Source organism: Nocardia miyunensis NBRC 108239 (genome assembly GCF_001613065.1).
GTDB lineage: Bacteria > Actinomycetota > Actinomycetes > Mycobacteriales > Mycobacteriaceae > Nocardia > Nocardia miyunensis.
Genome location: NZ_BDBQ01000060.1, coordinates 21,636 through 37,100, shown reverse-complemented (window position 1 = coordinate 37,100; position 15,465 = coordinate 21,636). Strand labels below are relative to the sequence as shown.

Annotated in this window: 11 protein-coding genes; 1 reads left to right on the top strand and 10 read right to left on the bottom strand. The window is 68.2% G+C overall.

Going from position 1 to position 15,465, the window contains the following annotated elements:
• Nucleotides 1–483: 483 nt before the first annotated feature.
• Nucleotides 484–756, top strand: coding sequence for an MspA family porin (locus tag NM2_RS51880; RefSeq protein ID WP_067673740.1), 273 nt, complete (start codon nt 484–486; stop codon nt 754–756).
• Here the strand turns inward: NM2_RS51880 and trpB are convergent.
• From trpB to NM2_RS25755, 10 genes are all read right to left on the bottom strand, one after another.
• A complete protein-coding gene (trpB, locus tag NM2_RS25800; protein ID WP_067673738.1) occupies nt 746–1,999 on the bottom strand; it encodes a tryptophan synthase subunit beta in 1,254 nt (417 codons plus the stop codon). The genes NM2_RS51880 and trpB overlap by 11 nt on opposite strands.
• 158 nt (nt 2,000–2,157) lie before the next feature.
• The gene (locus tag NM2_RS25795; protein ID WP_067673843.1) at nt 2,158–3,201 is read right to left on the bottom strand and encodes an NUDIX hydrolase; all 1,044 of its coding nucleotides are present in this window, start codon (nt 3,199–3,201) and stop codon (nt 2,158–2,160) included.
• On the bottom strand, nt 3,201–4,325 hold the full coding sequence (locus NM2_RS25790) for a glycosyltransferase family 4 protein (protein ID WP_067673736.1): 1,125 nt from the start codon (nt 4,323–4,325) through the stop codon (nt 3,201–3,203). Before NM2_RS25790 ends, NM2_RS25795 begins: the two co-directional genes overlap by 1 nt.
• Nucleotides 4,322–5,338 (bottom strand): phosphatidylinositol mannoside acyltransferase, encoded by a 1,017-nt coding sequence (locus NM2_RS25785; RefSeq protein WP_067673734.1) that lies wholly within the window; start codon nt 5,336–5,338, stop codon nt 4,322–4,324. Before NM2_RS25785 ends, NM2_RS25790 begins: the two co-directional genes overlap by 4 nt.
• A 9-nt stretch (nt 5,339–5,347) precedes the next feature.
• The gene (gene pgsA / locus NM2_RS25780) at nt 5,348–6,040 is read right to left on the bottom strand and encodes a phosphatidylinositol phosphate synthase (RefSeq protein WP_067673732.1); all 693 of its coding nucleotides are present in this window, start codon (nt 6,038–6,040) and stop codon (nt 5,348–5,350) included.
• A gap of 1 nt (nt 6,041) precedes the next feature.
• On the bottom strand, nt 6,042–6,611 hold the full coding sequence (locus tag NM2_RS25775) for an ATP adenylyltransferase (RefSeq protein ID WP_067673841.1): 570 nt from the start codon (nt 6,609–6,611) through the stop codon (nt 6,042–6,044).
• Between the two features lie 11 nt (nt 6,612–6,622).
• Nucleotides 6,623–8,725, bottom strand: a complete 2,103-nt coding sequence (thrS, locus tag NM2_RS25770; protein WP_084531549.1) for a threonine--tRNA ligase — start codon at nt 8,723–8,725, stop codon at nt 6,623–6,625.
• Between the two features lie 143 nt (nt 8,726–8,868).
• Nucleotides 8,869–9,759, bottom strand: a complete 891-nt coding sequence (locus NM2_RS51875) for a (2Fe-2S)-binding protein (RefSeq protein WP_245718220.1) — start codon at nt 9,757–9,759, stop codon at nt 8,869–8,871.
• 806 nt (nt 9,760–10,565) lie between these two features.
• Entirely contained in the window at nt 10,566–12,800 is a 2,235-nt protein-coding gene (locus NM2_RS25760) for a SulP family inorganic anion transporter (RefSeq protein ID WP_067673730.1), read from the bottom strand.
• Nucleotides 12,801–13,031: 231 nt separating this feature from the next.
• A complete protein-coding gene (locus NM2_RS25755; RefSeq protein ID WP_067673728.1) occupies nt 13,032–15,263 on the bottom strand; it encodes a SulP family inorganic anion transporter in 2,232 nt (743 codons plus the stop codon).
• Nucleotides 15,264–15,465: the final 202 nt, after the last annotated feature.

Genomic DNA, 15,465 nt, shown 5'->3' with positions numbered 1-15,465 from the left:
GGCACATCACAGCCCCCGGCAGCGTCGACCACCGCCGGCGCACCATCCACTACCACCTCCGCCGCATCACCCACCCGCAGCACACCGCCTACCTCCGCCACACCAGCCGCCGCCACCGCACCCATCACCGCCGCACCACCCACCGCCGCAACACCAGCCGCCGCCACGCCACCTACCACCGCCGCACCACCCACCTCCGCAACACCAGCCGCCGCCACGCCACCCACCATCGCCGCAACACCAGCCGCCGCCACGCCACCTACCACCGCCGCACCACCCACCTCCGCAACACCAGCGGCCACCACGCCGCCCACCATCGCCGCACCACCCACCTCCAGCACACCCGCCAGCACCAGCACACCCGCCAGCACCAGCGCAGCGGCCAGCACCACCACGCCACCCACGACCACACCGCCACCCACCACCGAACCCACCACGACCACACCCACTACCACCACACCCACCAACAGCAACTCCGCCACCGTGGGCATCGCACCCAATTTCGGCGGCACGCTCGGCCTGCAGGAGATCCTGCAGGCCACGATCCAACCTGGCCAGGTCACCACGGCGACCACCACCACCGCCACCCTGGACAACACCACCCGGTTTCCCTACCACCTCACCTTCTCCAACGCCTCCCTCAACGTCTCCCAGTGCGCCTCCCCGGTAGAGGCGGTTCCGTTCGTCACGACCACGGTCGCCACGGCACACGGCAACGTGCAGACCACCGCCTACGGCAACAAGTTCACGTTCTGAGCTCCGATTCGAGCGTGTTCAGCCCGTCCGCGGCGATGTGCAGATCCTTGTCGCCACGGCCGGACAGGCACACCAGGACCACCGAATCCGGTTGCAGCTCACCGCGTTCGGCCGCGTCCAGCAGATAGCCGAGAGCGTGCGCGGATTCCAGGGCGGGCAGGATCCCCTCGGTACGGCTCAGCGTGCGCATGCCGCGCAGGGCCTGCGCGTCGGTGGCCGTGCCGAAGACGGCCCGGCCGGTGTCCTTGAGGTGGCTCAGCTCGGGGCCGACACCGGGATAGTCCAGGCCCGCGGCAATGCTGTGGGTGCGGCTGATCTGCCCGTCCTCGTCCTGTAGTAGATAGCTGTACGAGCCGTCGACCTCGCCGGGACGCCCGAAGCTCAGCGTCGCCGCGTGCTCGTTCCCGCCGCGTCCGGCCGCCTCCACTCCGATCAGCCGAACTTCCGGATCGTCCACGAACGGATGGAACATGCCGATCGCATTGCTCCCACCGCCGACGCACGCCAGCACCGAATCCGGTAGCCGCCCTTCGGATTCCAGGATCTGCGCGCGAGATTCCCGGCCGATCACCGTCTGGAATTCGCGCACGATCCACGGATAGGGCGCGGGCCCGGCAGCCGTGCCGAAGACGTAGTGACTGGTGTCCAGATTCGCCACCCAGTCGCGCACCGATTCGCTGACCGCCTCCTTGAGTCCCCGGCCGCCGGCGCGCACCTCGCGAACCTCGGCGCCGAGCAGCCGCATACGCACGACGTTCGACTCCTGCCGCACCATGTCGTCCGCGCCCATGTGGATCACACAGCTCAGGCCGAGCATCGCGCACACCGTCGCCACCGCGACGCCGTGCTGCCCGGCTCCGGTCTCGGCAATGATCCGGCGTTTACCCATCCGCCGGGCCAGCAACACCTGCCCGATCGCATTGTTGATCTTGTGCGCGCCGGTGTGCGTCATGTCCTCGCGCTTGAGGTAGACCCGTATCCCGGGCACCCGCAACTCCCCGGCGAACCGCGGAACCCGGTGCAGCAGAGTGGGTCTGCCCACTCGATCGCGCAGCAACTCGTCGAGTTCGGCGATGAAACCCGGATCGTTCCTGGCCACCAGATAGGTTCGTTCCAGGTCCAGCAGGGCGGCCATCAGGCCCTCGGGAACGTACCGTCCGCCGTAGAGCCCGAACCGGCCGTGCTCGTCGGGCAACACCTCGCCCAATCGACGGCCCGGCGCAATCTCGTGGTCAATCACCATGTCCACCGACAACTCTCGCTAACGACACAAATCCGACAGTCACACTGTCCTGTGCACGTGAGCGCGAACATAATGCATATCCCCACGGCTGGTTAACATTCCGTGAGCAGTTGCCGACCCGGACCGCGACATCCGGGCGAATATCGGCTTCCGAACGCCTAGCGAATGGAGCGCACCTCGGGATCGGTCATCGCGGAGGACGCGGTGACCGCCTCGGGCAGCAGTTGATCGAGGTGGAAGGGGTACACCGTCTCACCCTGGCGGTCCAGATCGGCGATATCCTCTGGCGTGCACCACTTGTCGGCGGTCACGCAGTGCCGTTCCCAGGCCGTCGGATCGGCGGCCGACGGCGCGAAATTCTTTGCGCGGGCGACGAAGAACAATTCCTCGGAGCGGATCAGCCGACCATCGAACGGGAACACCGCCACCCGCCGCCACAGCGGGCCGCGCAGCAGCGAGGAGTCCAGCGCGAATCCGGTCTCCTCCCACACTTCGCGCACCGCGGCGGTGCGCAGGGTCTCTCCCGGCTCGATGCCGCCGCCGACGGTGAACCAGAACGGCATGTCCGGCGTCTTCGGGTCGTGGCCGCGCAGCAGCAGCACCCGATCCTGTTCGTCCAGCAGGATCACCCGCGCGGAGGTGCGCACGGTGTCCACCTCCAGGCCGGTGGTGGCCGCGGGCGTCACGCGCTCGGCGATCTCGAAATACGTCGGCAGCGGCGCGGTACCGCCCAGATGCAGCAGCCGCACCGGGCGTCGGGTGCGCAAGGCCAGGGTGTCGCGCACCGCGTCGTTGTGGAAGCGTCGCGCGATCAGCACCCGCGCCTCGGCATCGGCCAGTTCGGCCACCAGCTGCGGACGCAACTGGGTGATGTCCAGCGCCGACAGTGCCACAGCGAGCTGATTCTCCGCGGTCTCGCGGGTGTGCCAATCCGAGCGTTCGGCCCGATCCGCCAGGGCGACAAGGCGTTTCGACCGCTCGGCCACAGCGGGATCGGCCGCGGGACCGGCCATCGAGATCGCCACGGTACGGGCCACCACCGCGCGCCGCGACAGCGCCGCCTCGAGCGCGTCGCGCGCCTGATCACTGCGCACGTGCAGCCGGTCCAGCCGATTGGCCGTGGAGTACGCCCACACGCCCGCGGCGACGATCAACGCCGCGATCAGCGCGAGAACGAGAATCGTGGTGGCGGAGAAGGTGATCATCCGGCGGTCCTGACTCGGGTGTCACCGACCGTGACCGTCTCGTACACCCGCAGAATCTGTTCGGCCACGACCGGCCAATCATATTCCCCCACGACCTGATTCGCCGCGCGTACCAATTCCTGCCGCCGGATCTCGTCCCCGAGCAACTCGTTCAGCGCCTCCGCCAGCGCCGCCGAATCACCCACCGGAACCAGCCTTCCCGCGACGCCGTCGCGCAGCACCCGCCGGAAGGCGTCCAATTCGCTTGCCACGACGGCGGTTCCGGCGGCCATGGCCTCCACCAGCACGATCCCGAAACTCTCCCCGCCGAGATTGGGCGCGCAATATACCTCCGCACTGCGCATCGCCGAGGCCTTGTCCTCGTCGGAGACCTGACCGAGGAACCGCAGATGCGAGGCGTGTTCGCCGGCCTCGCGCCGCAACCGCTCCTCGTCGCCGCGCCCGACGATCAGGATCTGCACATCCGGATGCCGCCGCACCAGCGCGGGCAGCGCGCCCAGCAGCACCGCCATGCCCTTGCGCGGTTCGTCGTAGCGGCCCAGGAACAGCACGGTCCCGCCCGCGCGGGGATAACCGCCCAGCAGCGGCGCGTGCGCGAACGCGGGCACGTCCACGCCGTTGGGGATCTCCACCGCGTCCCCGCCCAGCGCCTCCACCTGCCAGCGGCGGGCCAGCTCCGACACCGCGATCCGGCCGCTGATCTTCTCGTGGTATGGCCGCAGCACGCCCTGAAATGTGCTCAGCACAAGGGATTTCGTGGTCGAGGTGTGGAACGTCGCCACGATCGGGCCCTCGGCGACCTTCAGCGCAAGCATCGACAGACTCGGCGCATTGGGCTCGTGGACGTGCAGTACGTCGAAGTCGCCCTCGGCGATCCAGCGCCGCAACCGGCCGTAGGCGGTCGGCCCGAAGGACAGCCGCGCCACCGAGCCGTTGTACGGGATTGCCACCGCCTTACCCGCCGAGACCACGAAATCCGGCAGCGGAGTGTCCTCCGAGGCCGGGGCGAGCACGCTGACCCGGTGCCCGCGTTCGATCAGCACCTCCGCCAACTCCGCGACATGGGACTGCACCCCGCCCGGTACGTCGAAGGAGTACGGGCAGATCATGCCGATCCTCATGAGCCACCGTCACTGGGCAGCGCGTCCTGCGCCGCGCGATCCTCCCTGTGCCGCACCGGATCCGCTGTGCGTCCGGCCTGCGCGGCGGCGATGCGAGCCAAGCGGGCCTCGGACAGGTCGGCCTCCCACAGCGGCTGCAGCATATGCCAGTCGGCGGGATGCTCGGCGATATTGGCCGCGAACCGATCCGCCAGCGCCTGTGTCGTGGCTGCGACGCCGCCCGAGACGTCCAGTGCCGCCTCGGTTTTCATACCCCACGACTCACGGCCGGACTCGTCGGTGGTGAACCAGCAGTGCACCGGTATCAGCGCGGCCCCCGTCTCGATGGCGAGCTTGGCAGCGCCCGCGGGCAGCCAGGTGCGTTCGCCGAAAAAGCTCACCGGAACCCCCTTGCCGGTCAGGTCACGCTCACCCATCAGGCACACTACACCATTGTGCCGCAGGCGATCCGCGAGCTGCGCGAACGGTGGCTGCTCACCTCCGGTGAGTGGGAACACCTCGAATCCCAGGCTCTCTCGGTACGCCACGAAGCGCTCGAACAGGGACTCCGGTTCGAGGCGCTCGGCCACCGTGGCCAAGGTGCCGTTGTTCTGCACCAGCCACACCCCGGCCATATCCCAGTTACCCGAATGCGGGAGCGCGAGCACCACGCCGCGGCCGCGGGCCAGCGCCGCGTGCAGGTTCTCCACCTGCTCGACATGCAATGAGCCCACGGCCGCATGATCCATACTCGGCAACCGGAACGCCTCGCGCCAGTACCGGGCGTACGAGCGCTGGCTCGCGCAGATCAGCTCGTCGGGGACCGCGGCCGGAGCCACATCGAGCACCCGGGCCAGGTTGCGGCGCAACTGATCCGGGGTGCCGGTGCGGTGCGCGGCGCGGTTCGCGCGCTTGCCCGCCCAATTGCCGCCGCGGTCGAACCACCTGCGCGCCGTACCCTCGGGAAGGGCCCGGACCAGCCGCCAGCCGGCCGCATACGCCTTGTCGGTGAGTGCAGACTTCAAATCCGTCATGCGGTCCCCCTACGTCGCCGGGCCGGGCTCGGCCCCGCCCTGCTGCGGTTCACCGGCACCCTTGGGCGTGAGCACATCGCGCGCGCCCGCGGAACTGCGCACCGCCAGCACCCGCTGGAACACCGTGACCACGCTCAGCACCGCCAGAATGTACATCGCGACGTACACCGCGTACACCAGCCAGCCGACGCCGAAATACTGCCCGATACCGGTGAATCCGGCCCCGACCAGCACGATGACCAGCCGGTCCGGACGCTCGATGAGGCCGCCGTCGGCGGTCAGCCCGCTGGCCTCGGCCCGCGCTTTCACATACGAGATCACCTGCGAGGTCACCAGTACCACGAGGGTCGCGGCGAACAGATGTTTGCTGTGCTGGTTGTACACCGACCACCAGGCCAGCGCGCCGAAGATCGCCCCGTCGGCCACCCGGTCGCAGGAGGCGTCCAGAACCGCACCGTATTTCGTGCCGCCGCCGCGAGCGCGGGCCATCGCCCCGTCCAGCATGTCGAACATGACGAACAGCCAGATCACCATCGTCCCCCAGAACAGATGATCCAGCGGAAAGAGCGTCACCGCGGCGATGATCGATGCCGCGGTGCCGATCAACGTCATGGCATCGGGCGTGAGCCCGGTACTCACCAGCGCTTTGCCCAGCGGCGCAGTCGCTTTGGCGAATGTCTCACGACCGAAGAAGCTCAGCACGCTACGAGTCTTCCTTCCATGCGCCCGCCAGCAGGGCCCGGGTCTCGCGCAACAGCTGCGGCATGACCTTCACCCCGCCAACGACGGTGATGAAATTGGCGTCTCCACCCCAGCGAGGCACGATGTGCTGGTGCAGGTGGTCCGCGAGCGAACCGCCCGCGACACCGCCGAGATTCAGCCCGACGTTGAAGCCCTCGGGCCGGGACACCTTCTTCATCACCCGGATCGCCTGCTGTGTGAAGGCCATCAGCTCGGTGCTCTCCTCGAGGGTGAGCGCCTCGAGATCGGCCACGCGCCGATATGGCACGACCATCATGTGCCCGGGATTGTAGGGGTACAGGTTCAACACCGCGTAAACCCATTCGCCGCGGGCGATGACCAGGCCGTCCTCATCGGACATCTTGGGGATCTCGATGAACGGGTGTCCCGGCCGGTCACCCTCCTGCTGCGTCTCGCGCGCCTCACGATCCCCGACCGCACCGGTGATGTAGGACATCCGATAGGGCGTCCACAGCCGTTGCAGCCGGTCCGGGTCGCCCGCGCCGGTATCCATGATCTGTTCCGAATCCATGGTCGGTCCGATCACGCCCCACCGGTCCGGATCTGGAATCCGTCCGCGGTGGGCGAGTCGTTCTCCCGGCGTTCGATCCAGTCCACGATGGTGGCCACAGCGTCGGCGACCGGGACGCCGTTGACCTGGGTTCCGTCCCGGAAGCGGAAGCTCACCGCGTCGGCTTCCACGTCGCGTGCCCCGGCCAGCAGCATGAACGGCACCTTCTGGGCGGTGTGGTTGAAGATCTTCTTCTGCATACGATCGTCACCCCGGTCCAACTGAGCCCGTATGCCACTCGAACGCAGTTGTGCGACAACCTTTTCCAGATGCGGCACGAAGGTCTCCGCGACCGGGATACCCACCACCTGAACCGGTGAAAGCCATCCCGGGAACGCGCCCGCGTAGTGCTCGGTCAGCACGCCGAAGAATCGTTCGATGGAACCGAACAGCGCGCGGTGGATCATCACCGGCCGCTTCTTGGTGCCGTCCGACGCGGTGTACTCGAGCTCGAACAGCTCCGGTTCGAAGAAGTCGAGCTGAATGGTCGACAGCTGCCAGGTACGCCCGAGCGCATCCTTCGCCTGCACCGAGATCTTCGGACCATAGAACGCGGCGCCACCGGGGTCCGGCACCAGATCCAGCCCGGAGGACTCGGCCACCTGACGGAGTGTTTCTGTGGCCTCTTCCCACACGTCGTCCGAACCCACGTACTTGTCCGGGTCCTTGGTCGACAGTTCCAGGTAAAAGTCGTCGAGGCCGTAGTCCTTGAGCAGATCGAGCACGAACCGCAGGATCGTGGTCAATTCCTCCTGCACCTGCTCCTGAGTGCAGTAAATGTGCGAATCGTCCTGAGCGAAACCGCGGGCGCGGGTCAGTCCGTGGACCACACCGGACTTCTCGTACCGGTAGACCGATCCGAATTCGAACAACCGCAGTGGCAGCTCCCGATACGACCGACCACGCGAACGGTAGATCAGGTTGTGCATCGGGCAGTTCATCGGCTTGACGTAGTAGTCCTGGCCGGGCTTGCGGACGCTGCCGTCCTCGTTGTATTCCGCGTCCAGGTGCATGGGCGGGAACATGCCGTCTGCGTACCACTCGAGATGCTTGGAGGTCTCGAACAGATGCGCCTTGGTCAGGTGCGGTGTGGTGACGAACTCGTAGCCGCCCTCGACGTGGCGCTGACGGGAGTAGTCCTCCATCTCCTTGCGGATGATGCCGCCCTTCGGGTGGAACACCGGCAGACCCGATCCCAGTTCGTCGGGGAAGGAGAACAGATCCAGCTCCAGGCCCAGTTTGCGGTGATCGCGTCGTTCGGCCTCTTCGAGCATCGTCAGGTGCGCGTCCAGCGCCTCCTGCGACTCCCAGGCGGTGCCGTAGACCCGCTGCAGGTCCTCGCGGGACTGATCACCCCGCCAGTACGCGGCCGAGGACCGGGTCAGCTTGAACGCCGGAATGAACTTCGTGGTCGGGATGTGCGGCCCCCGGCACAGATCTCCCCACACCTTCTCCCCGGTGCGCGGATCGAGGTTGTCGTAGATGGTCAGCTCCTTGCCGCCGACCTCCATGACCTCCGGATCGTCGATACCGGACTTGTCGCTGATCAGTTCCAGCTTGAACGGCTCGGCCGCGAGTTCGACGCGGGCGTCCTCGACCTCCACCACGCGCCGCGAAAACCGCTGCGCGCCTTTGACGATCTTCTTCATCCGCGATTCCAGCTTGGCCAGATCCTCGGGAGTGAAGGGGCGATCGACCTGGAAGTCGTAGTAGAAGCCGTCCTTGATCGGCGGGCCGATGCCGAGCTTGGCCTCCGGGAACTCCTGCTGCACGGCCTGGGCAAGCACGTGGGCGGCGGAATGCCGGATGACACTGCGGCCGTCCTCGGTATCGGCGGCGACGGGCTCGACCTCGACGTCCTCGTCCGGGGTCCAGGACAGATCCTTGAGGTTGCCCTCCGGGTCGCGCACGACCACGACGGTGTCGGGGCCCTTCGTCGGCAGACCCGCCTCACGCACCGCGGCGCCCGCCGTCGTCCCGGCCGGCACCCGAACGAGGGCGGCTGGGGTTATGCGGGCTGAGATGGTCACGGCTGCGCTCTCCTTGGCGTCGTATTCGCGGGCGTTTGCCCGCATAATGTCGGGTGCGGGAAATTCCCGCGAGTGGACCTGGGTCCAGCCGGTACGCGGATGCGGCCCGGCGCGACCATGCTATCGGGAGCCCGCCGTGCACGTGCCGATGGACCGGCTGAAGACCCGGATCGCGTGGGGCCCCGGCCTCAGCCCCGGGCGGCGAGTGCGCTCAGCAGTTCGTGCCGCTCGGCGGCGGGACGCTTCGGGCAACTGGTGCACATCTGGCAGTTGGGTACCTCGAACACCAGGCAGCAGGAGATTCGCCGGACGAATGCGCGCCCGCCGACATCGGTGAATCGCGGCACCGGCAGTCTGCCCGCGACCTGCCGGGCCAGCCGGGCGCCCGCCTCGGCATCGCCCGCGTCGATGGCCCGATTGCCGATCGCGTCGGCCACGATCGCCCACAGCGAGGCCACGCCCGCACCGGACACCTCGGCGACCACCGGGATGATCCGCGCCAACGCCTCCCGCAGGTTGCTTCCCGCGCTCGCGGAATCCTCGGAACCGGTTGCAGCGCAACAACTCTTGGATTCATCCATGCCGTTGCTCTGTGACGCGGTCGCGACGCCTGCCCGGTCCGGATCGCGTGCGGCGACGAGCCCACCCGGGTCGCTGGTCGTCTGCTCACCGGCATCGCCAGTCGTCCACTCACCTCGGTCGCCGGTCGTCCGCTCACCGGCATCGCCAGTCGTCTGCTCGCCGGGGGCGCTGGTCGTCCGGTCGCCGGAAGGTACCGTGCTGCTCGCTGTCGGATCGGCGGGCGTCGCGGTCGGGAACACCCGCTCCACTCCGCCGTCCGGGCGGATCTCGCACAGCAGATGTTCCAGAGCCGTGTCCGGCGCGGGCCGCCCGGCCGCGTACGCGGCGACGACCGGATCTATCAGCGAGGACGCGGCCATGCACCACCACAGCGTGCCGGACACCCGCGCATCGCCGGTACCCCACGAGATCCCCATATCGGAGATCCGCTCCGCCAGCCATTCCGGGCGAGTCAGCACGACGCCGGGCACCACAGTCCCCGCCGAAACCGCAACCATGTCCGTTCGACTCCATCCACCGAATAGTTCACCTACCACCCTGGCACGCCCGAGCGCCCGGGTCGATGAGAAATCCGGCCGGACCCGGGACTGTCGATCCGACTGCTCGCCGCATACGGCCGACGCCGCTCGCGGCACTGCTCCGCAGGACCGCGACAAGCCTAGGCCCCGCGACACGCGTTCTCCCGCAGCCACGCTCGACCCGCGCGGCGCAGGAATGCCCCCCTCGGACCGGAACTCGCCGTGCCAGTCTCCGGGTCCGACGCGAGCACGGATGCCACCTCGATCGGCACTCGCGGCAGGCTCCGCACGGCCCGAGCAACCGACGGGAGGCTATTCGGCCGAGCCACGGACTCGGTCCGCGGCATGGCGCTGCCGGAACAGGTGCGAGCAAGCCGGTCAGCCGGATATTCACGACAATCGACTGCCGCGGCGAACTAGCCGATGGCTTGGGACAGCGCCCGGTACCGCTCGAGACTCCGGCGTCGTTCAGGTCCAGTGCCACTGGGGACCCGAGCGTTGCCAAGTGCCCCTAGAGACCCGGGCGTTGCCCTGACCCCAGGGTTGCTCCCTACCCGGGCACTGTTCGGATCCAGCAGCGCTTCGCGTCCAGGGCGGGCCCCGGGGTGCCGCTCGAGGCTCGAATCCGGGGTACGAACCGTGGGGTGCGCACGACGCCCCGACGCTCGCGCAGATGATCTGCGCGAGCGTCGGGGCGATCGTCGCCGGCGGGCGCCGAAGACGAGCACAGTGACCCATGCGCGCCTCCAATTCACCTGTGGCACAGCCCGACTCGCCGTCCGGGCTCAGTCCTGTCCGGCGAGCGCGACGCGGTCGATATCGGTGATCTGCGCGATTGCTGTGGTCGTGACCGATAGGACGCGGGCGGTCGCGATGTCGAAGTACATGCCCGACACCACCAGACCGCGGTCGCGGACGGCACTGCGCACGAGCGGATGGGCGGCGAGGGTTTCCAGCTGCACCGCGACGTTCACCATGCTCAGCTGGGCCGCCTCGTCGTATCCGGCGGCGGCAGCCGCGACGGCGACCGGATGTCCGGCACGGTAGCGATCCAGACTCGGGTGGGCGTGGGCGAGCCAGCCGCTCAGGCCGCTGCCGGGTGGCAGTGCGCCGCCGTCCAGCAGGGCCTGCATCGCCCCGCAGCCGGAGTGTCCGCACACCACCACGCTGCGCACGCCGAGTTTGCCCACCGCGAATTCCAATGCGGCCTCGGTGGAGACATCGGCGCCGTCGGCGGGGACCAGATTCCCGACATTGCGGATGGTGAACAGGTCACCCGGACCGCTGTGCGTGATCACGTTCGGCACGATTCGGGAATCGGCGCAGGTCAGGAACAGCGAGTCGGGATCCTGCCCGTCGCGCAACTCGTCGAGGTGCGGTCGCACCACATGGGCGTGGGCGCGGTGGTAGGCCGCCACACCGGCGGTGATCGCGTGCGCACCGCGGTCGCGCCAGGGTGCGAGCACCTCCTCCAGCGGTCCGCGGGCCTTGCCCCGGCGCGGTGGGCCGTCCAGCACCAGGGCCATCCGCGCGGTGCCCATCTCCGCGAATTCGACCGTGCCGCCGTTGCTTTCGTGCTGGCGAGCCCAGTCCTGCAGGGCCTCGCAGGCGGCGTGGTCCAGGAAGTCCACACTCAGCTCGACGATGACCTCCGTCCCCGCGGGCACCTTCGCCAGCGTCGAGGACAGTTTGGGCAGGGCCAGGAATGTGCAGGTCCCGTCGACGCCGACCAGCCATCGGCCGGTCTCGCCGATCGGGGCGGCATGCACGCTCACACGGACCACCCGCCACAGCAGCAGCGCGAAGGCCAGCGCGAGTCCGATCAGCACGCCCTCGAGCAGGTTCGTGAAGACGACCGCCAGTATCGTGACCGTGTAGACGGCCAGGTCGCCGGTGCGCCGGGCGAGCCGGATATGGCCGATCTTGACCAGCTGGACGCCCACCACGATGAGCAAACCGGCCAGCGCCGACTTGGGAATCTGCTCGACCAGGCCGACCAGCGCCACCGAGAACACCAGCAGCCATACGCCGTGCATGATCGCCGAGGCCCGGGTGCGAGCCCCGGCCCGCACATTCGTCGCGCTGCGCACGATCACGCCGGTGACCGGCAGACCACCCAGCAGGCCCGAGACGACATTCGCCGATCCCTGCCCGATCAACTCACGATCGAAGTCGGTCCGCGAGCCGGTATGCATCTTGTCCACGGCCACCGCCGAGAGCAGGCTCTCGACGCTGGCGATCAGCGCGATCGTCAGCACCATCATCGCCACGGTGGCCCAGTCGCCGTGCGGCAGATTCGGCAGGCCGATGGCGTCGAACAGCGATCCGTCGATGGCCAGGCGCGCGGGATCGCCCGGGAGCACCAGCGACAGCAGCGTGCCCACGACGACCGCGACCAGTGGGCCCGGAATCATCCGGAGACGTTCGGGCGCCCAGCGCCAGGCGAGCATGATCGCGATGACGACCAGGCCGATCGCGAAGTCGTCGCCCTGCAGATCCAGCAGCTGGCCGGGCAGTTCGCGGATGTTCTCCGCGGCCGAGCTGTGCGAGGACCCGCCGAGCAGCACATGCACCTGTTGCAGGGCGATGGTGACGCCGATTCCGGCCAGCATCGCGTGCACGACGACGGGCGCGATGGCCAGCGCGGCGCGTGCGACGCGGCTCAGCCCGAAGACGATCTGCAACAGCCCCGCGGCAACGGTGATCAAACAGGTTGTCTTCCAACCGAATTGGGTGATGCTCTCGGCCACGACCACGGTCAGCCCGGCCGCCGGGCCGCTGACCTGCAACGGCGCTCCACCCAGTACGCCGACCACGATGCCGCCGACCACCGCGGCGATCAGCCCGGCGGCGATCGGAGCCCCCGAGGCCACGGCGATGCCGAGCGAAAGCGGCAGGGCGACAAGGAATACCACGATCGAAGCGGGCAGGTCGTGGCGAATCAGGGCACGCAGGCGCTCGGACCGTAACGGACCGGGCGGCGCGGAGGATCGTAACGGTGCTTCGACGGTGGCGGACATCGTTCTCCTTCACGGGGCGAGTTCTCCAGGCCTCCCAGTGCGCACTGAGAACGCCGTTGTCGACAGATCGCCCGGAAGCAAGATCAGACTATGATTAAAGCCTTAGTAAAGTCTGAGAAAAATAATTCCATTGGGTTAACTTGCGATCACTCCCGGCAGCGCCCGGGTGTCAACCCCGGGCGCTGCCCGCCCCGCCGATCCCGGCCGTCGCCCACGGCCGGGATGTCCCCGTCAGACCGGCGCCGTGACCGGCTCCCGCGCATCGAGTTCGATTTGCGTTGCGGGATCGGCGAATTCGGCGATCCCCTCGGCGGTCACCTCGATGACGCGGGCGGTGGGGATATCGAAGAACAGCCCCGACAGCACCACACCCCGCTCGGCGACCGCGCGGGACACCCGCGCATGCCGCGCAAGGGTTTCCAGCTGCACCGCGACGTTCACCATGCCCAGCTGATCGATCTCGCCGAAGCCCGCGGCCGCGGCGGCAGTCGCCACCGGATGCCCGAGCCGGAACCGTTCCAGCGAGCCACGGCCGTGGGCCAGCCAGTCGTCGAGCCCGGACCCGGTAACGCTCTCGTGATACAGCGCGTCCATCGCACCGCAGCCCGAATGCCCGCACACCACCACCGACCGGACGTGCAGTTTGTCCAGCGCGTAGACGATCGCGGCCTCGACCGAACTGTCGCGTCCACCGTCGGGGATCAGGTTGCCGATGTTGCGGACGGTGAACAGGTCGCCGGGCCCGCTGCTGGTGAACACATTCGGGACCAGCCGGGAATCCGAGCACGTCACGAACAGCGAATCCGGATTCTGCACATCGCGCAGCGCGCCCAGGTGCGGCCGCATGACGTGCGCGTGGCCGCGGTGGTAGGCGGTGATACCCGCGGCGATCGGATCGACCAGCGGGGTGCGCTGCCACGGGCCCAGCGTCTGGCTCAGCAGCCCGCGGGCATGCCTGCGAGCGGGCGGCCCGGAGGCCAGATCGGCGATGCGGGCCGCACCGATTTCCACGAATTCCACTGTTCCGCCGGTGTTTTCGTGATCCTTCGCCCATTCGTGCAGCGAATCGGAGGCAGCGTGGTCGAGGAAGTCGACGCTCATCTCCACGGTGACCGGCGCGCCCGCGGGCACCCGCGCGAGCTCACTTGTCAAGCGCGGCACCGCGAGAAACGTGCAGGTGCCGTCGATGGTGATCAGCCAGCGATCGGTTCCGACGGCCGGTTCGGCCTTGACGACCACCCGCACCACCCGCCACAGCAGCAGCGCGAAGGCCAGCGCGAGCCCGATCAGCATGCCCAGCAACAGATTCCAGAACACCACGACGAGCACGGTCACCGCGTAGACGACCAGATCGCCGCTGCGCCGGGCGAGCCGGATGTGGGCCAGTTTCACCAGACCCATGCCGATGACGATCAACAGCCCGGCCAGCGCGGCCTTCGGAATCTGTTGCACCACATCGACGAACGCCACCGCGAAGATCAGTACCCACAGGCCGCTGAGCATCGTCGAGGCCCGGGTCCGCGCGCCCGCATTGACATTGGTGATGCTGCGTACGATCACCGCCGCGACGGGAAGCCCGCCGACCAGTCCCGAGGTCATGTTCGCCACGCCCTGGCCGAGGAGTTCCCGGTCCAGATCGCAGCGCGTGCCCGGCCGCAGCCTGGTCACCGCGACCGCCGATAGCAGCGTCTCGACGCTCGCGATCAGTGCGATAGTGATCATCGTCAGCGCCACCGCGCCCCAGCTGCCGGACGGCAGCGCGGGCAGGGAGATGTCCTCGAACAGCGGGCCGCGCAACGAGATTCGCGCGATGCTGGTCGGCACGAACCGCGCCACCACGGTCGCGGCGACCACTGCCGCCAGCGGCGCGGGCACCCGCCGGATCGCGCCCGGAAGATACCGCCACCCCAGCAGGATGGCGATCACCAGGACGCCGACCAGTGCGTCGCCGCCGTGTACCGAGAGCAGCTGATGCGGCAGTTGCACGATGCTGTCCCACGACGAACTCAGCGACTGACCGCCCAGCAGCACGTGCACCTGCTGCAACGTGATGACGATGCCGATTCCGGCGAGCATGCCGTGCACCACGACCGGTGCGATCGCCAGCGCACCGCGCCCGATTCGACTGAGCCCGAACAGAATCTGTAACACACCGGCACCGGCGGTGATGAAACAGTTTACTGCCCAACCGAATTGGTGGATACTCTCGGCCACGACCACGGTCAGGCTGGCCGTCGGGCCGCTGACCTGCAGCGTCGATCCGCCGCATAATCCCGCGACCAGGCCGCCGATCACGGCCGCTAATAACCCGGCGGCCACCGGGGCGCCCGTCGCGACGGCGACGCCGATCGAGAGCGGTAAGGCGACTAGGAACACCACGATCGAGGCGGGCAGATCATGGCGGAACACTTCGGACAGGCCTGGGAACGATATCCGTCGGGCCGTATCGGTGTCGGTGGACATATTTCTCCTTCGCCGAACCGGGGCAACCGGATCGGTTCATCGGCCGAACATGTACTGGCATCGAAAAAGCAGGGCGGAGCTGGAGGCGACCCGGACACCGGTGTCACGTAGCGGCCGCTCGAAGACCCCCGCAGAAGCGGGTCGTGACAATCGTAAAGAATCGGCAAAGGATTTGGAAATTACTTTCTCTGGGAAGGGCTAT

Excerpts from the sequence above, each read along its gene's own strand:
- trpB (WP_067673738.1), bottom strand. The coding sequence starts at position 1,999 with ATGGTGATTGACCACGAGATTGCGCCGGGCCGTCGATTGGGCGAGGTG.
- NM2_RS25790 (WP_067673736.1), bottom strand. The coding sequence starts at position 4,325 with ATGAGGATCGGCATGATCTGCCCGTACTCCTTCGACGTACCGGGCGGG.
- NM2_RS25785 (WP_067673734.1), bottom strand. The coding sequence starts at position 5,338 with ATGACGGATTTGAAGTCTGCACTCACCGACAAGGCGTATGCGGCCGGC.
- NM2_RS25775 (WP_067673841.1), bottom strand. The coding sequence starts at position 6,611 with ATGGATTCGGAACAGATCATGGATACCGGCGCGGGCGACCCGGACCGG.
- thrS (WP_084531549.1), bottom strand. The coding sequence starts at position 8,725 with ATGCGGGCAAACGCCCGCGAATACGACGCCAAGGAGAGCGCAGCCGTG.
- NM2_RS51875 (WP_245718220.1), bottom strand. The coding sequence starts at position 9,759 with ATGGTTGCGGTTTCGGCGGGGACTGTGGTGCCCGGCGTCGTGCTGACT.
- NM2_RS25760 (WP_067673730.1), bottom strand. The coding sequence starts at position 12,800 with ATGTCCGCCACCGTCGAAGCACCGTTACGATCCTCCGCGCCGCCCGGT.
- NM2_RS25755 (WP_067673728.1), bottom strand. The coding sequence starts at position 15,263 with ATGTCCACCGACACCGATACGGCCCGACGGATATCGTTCCCAGGCCTG.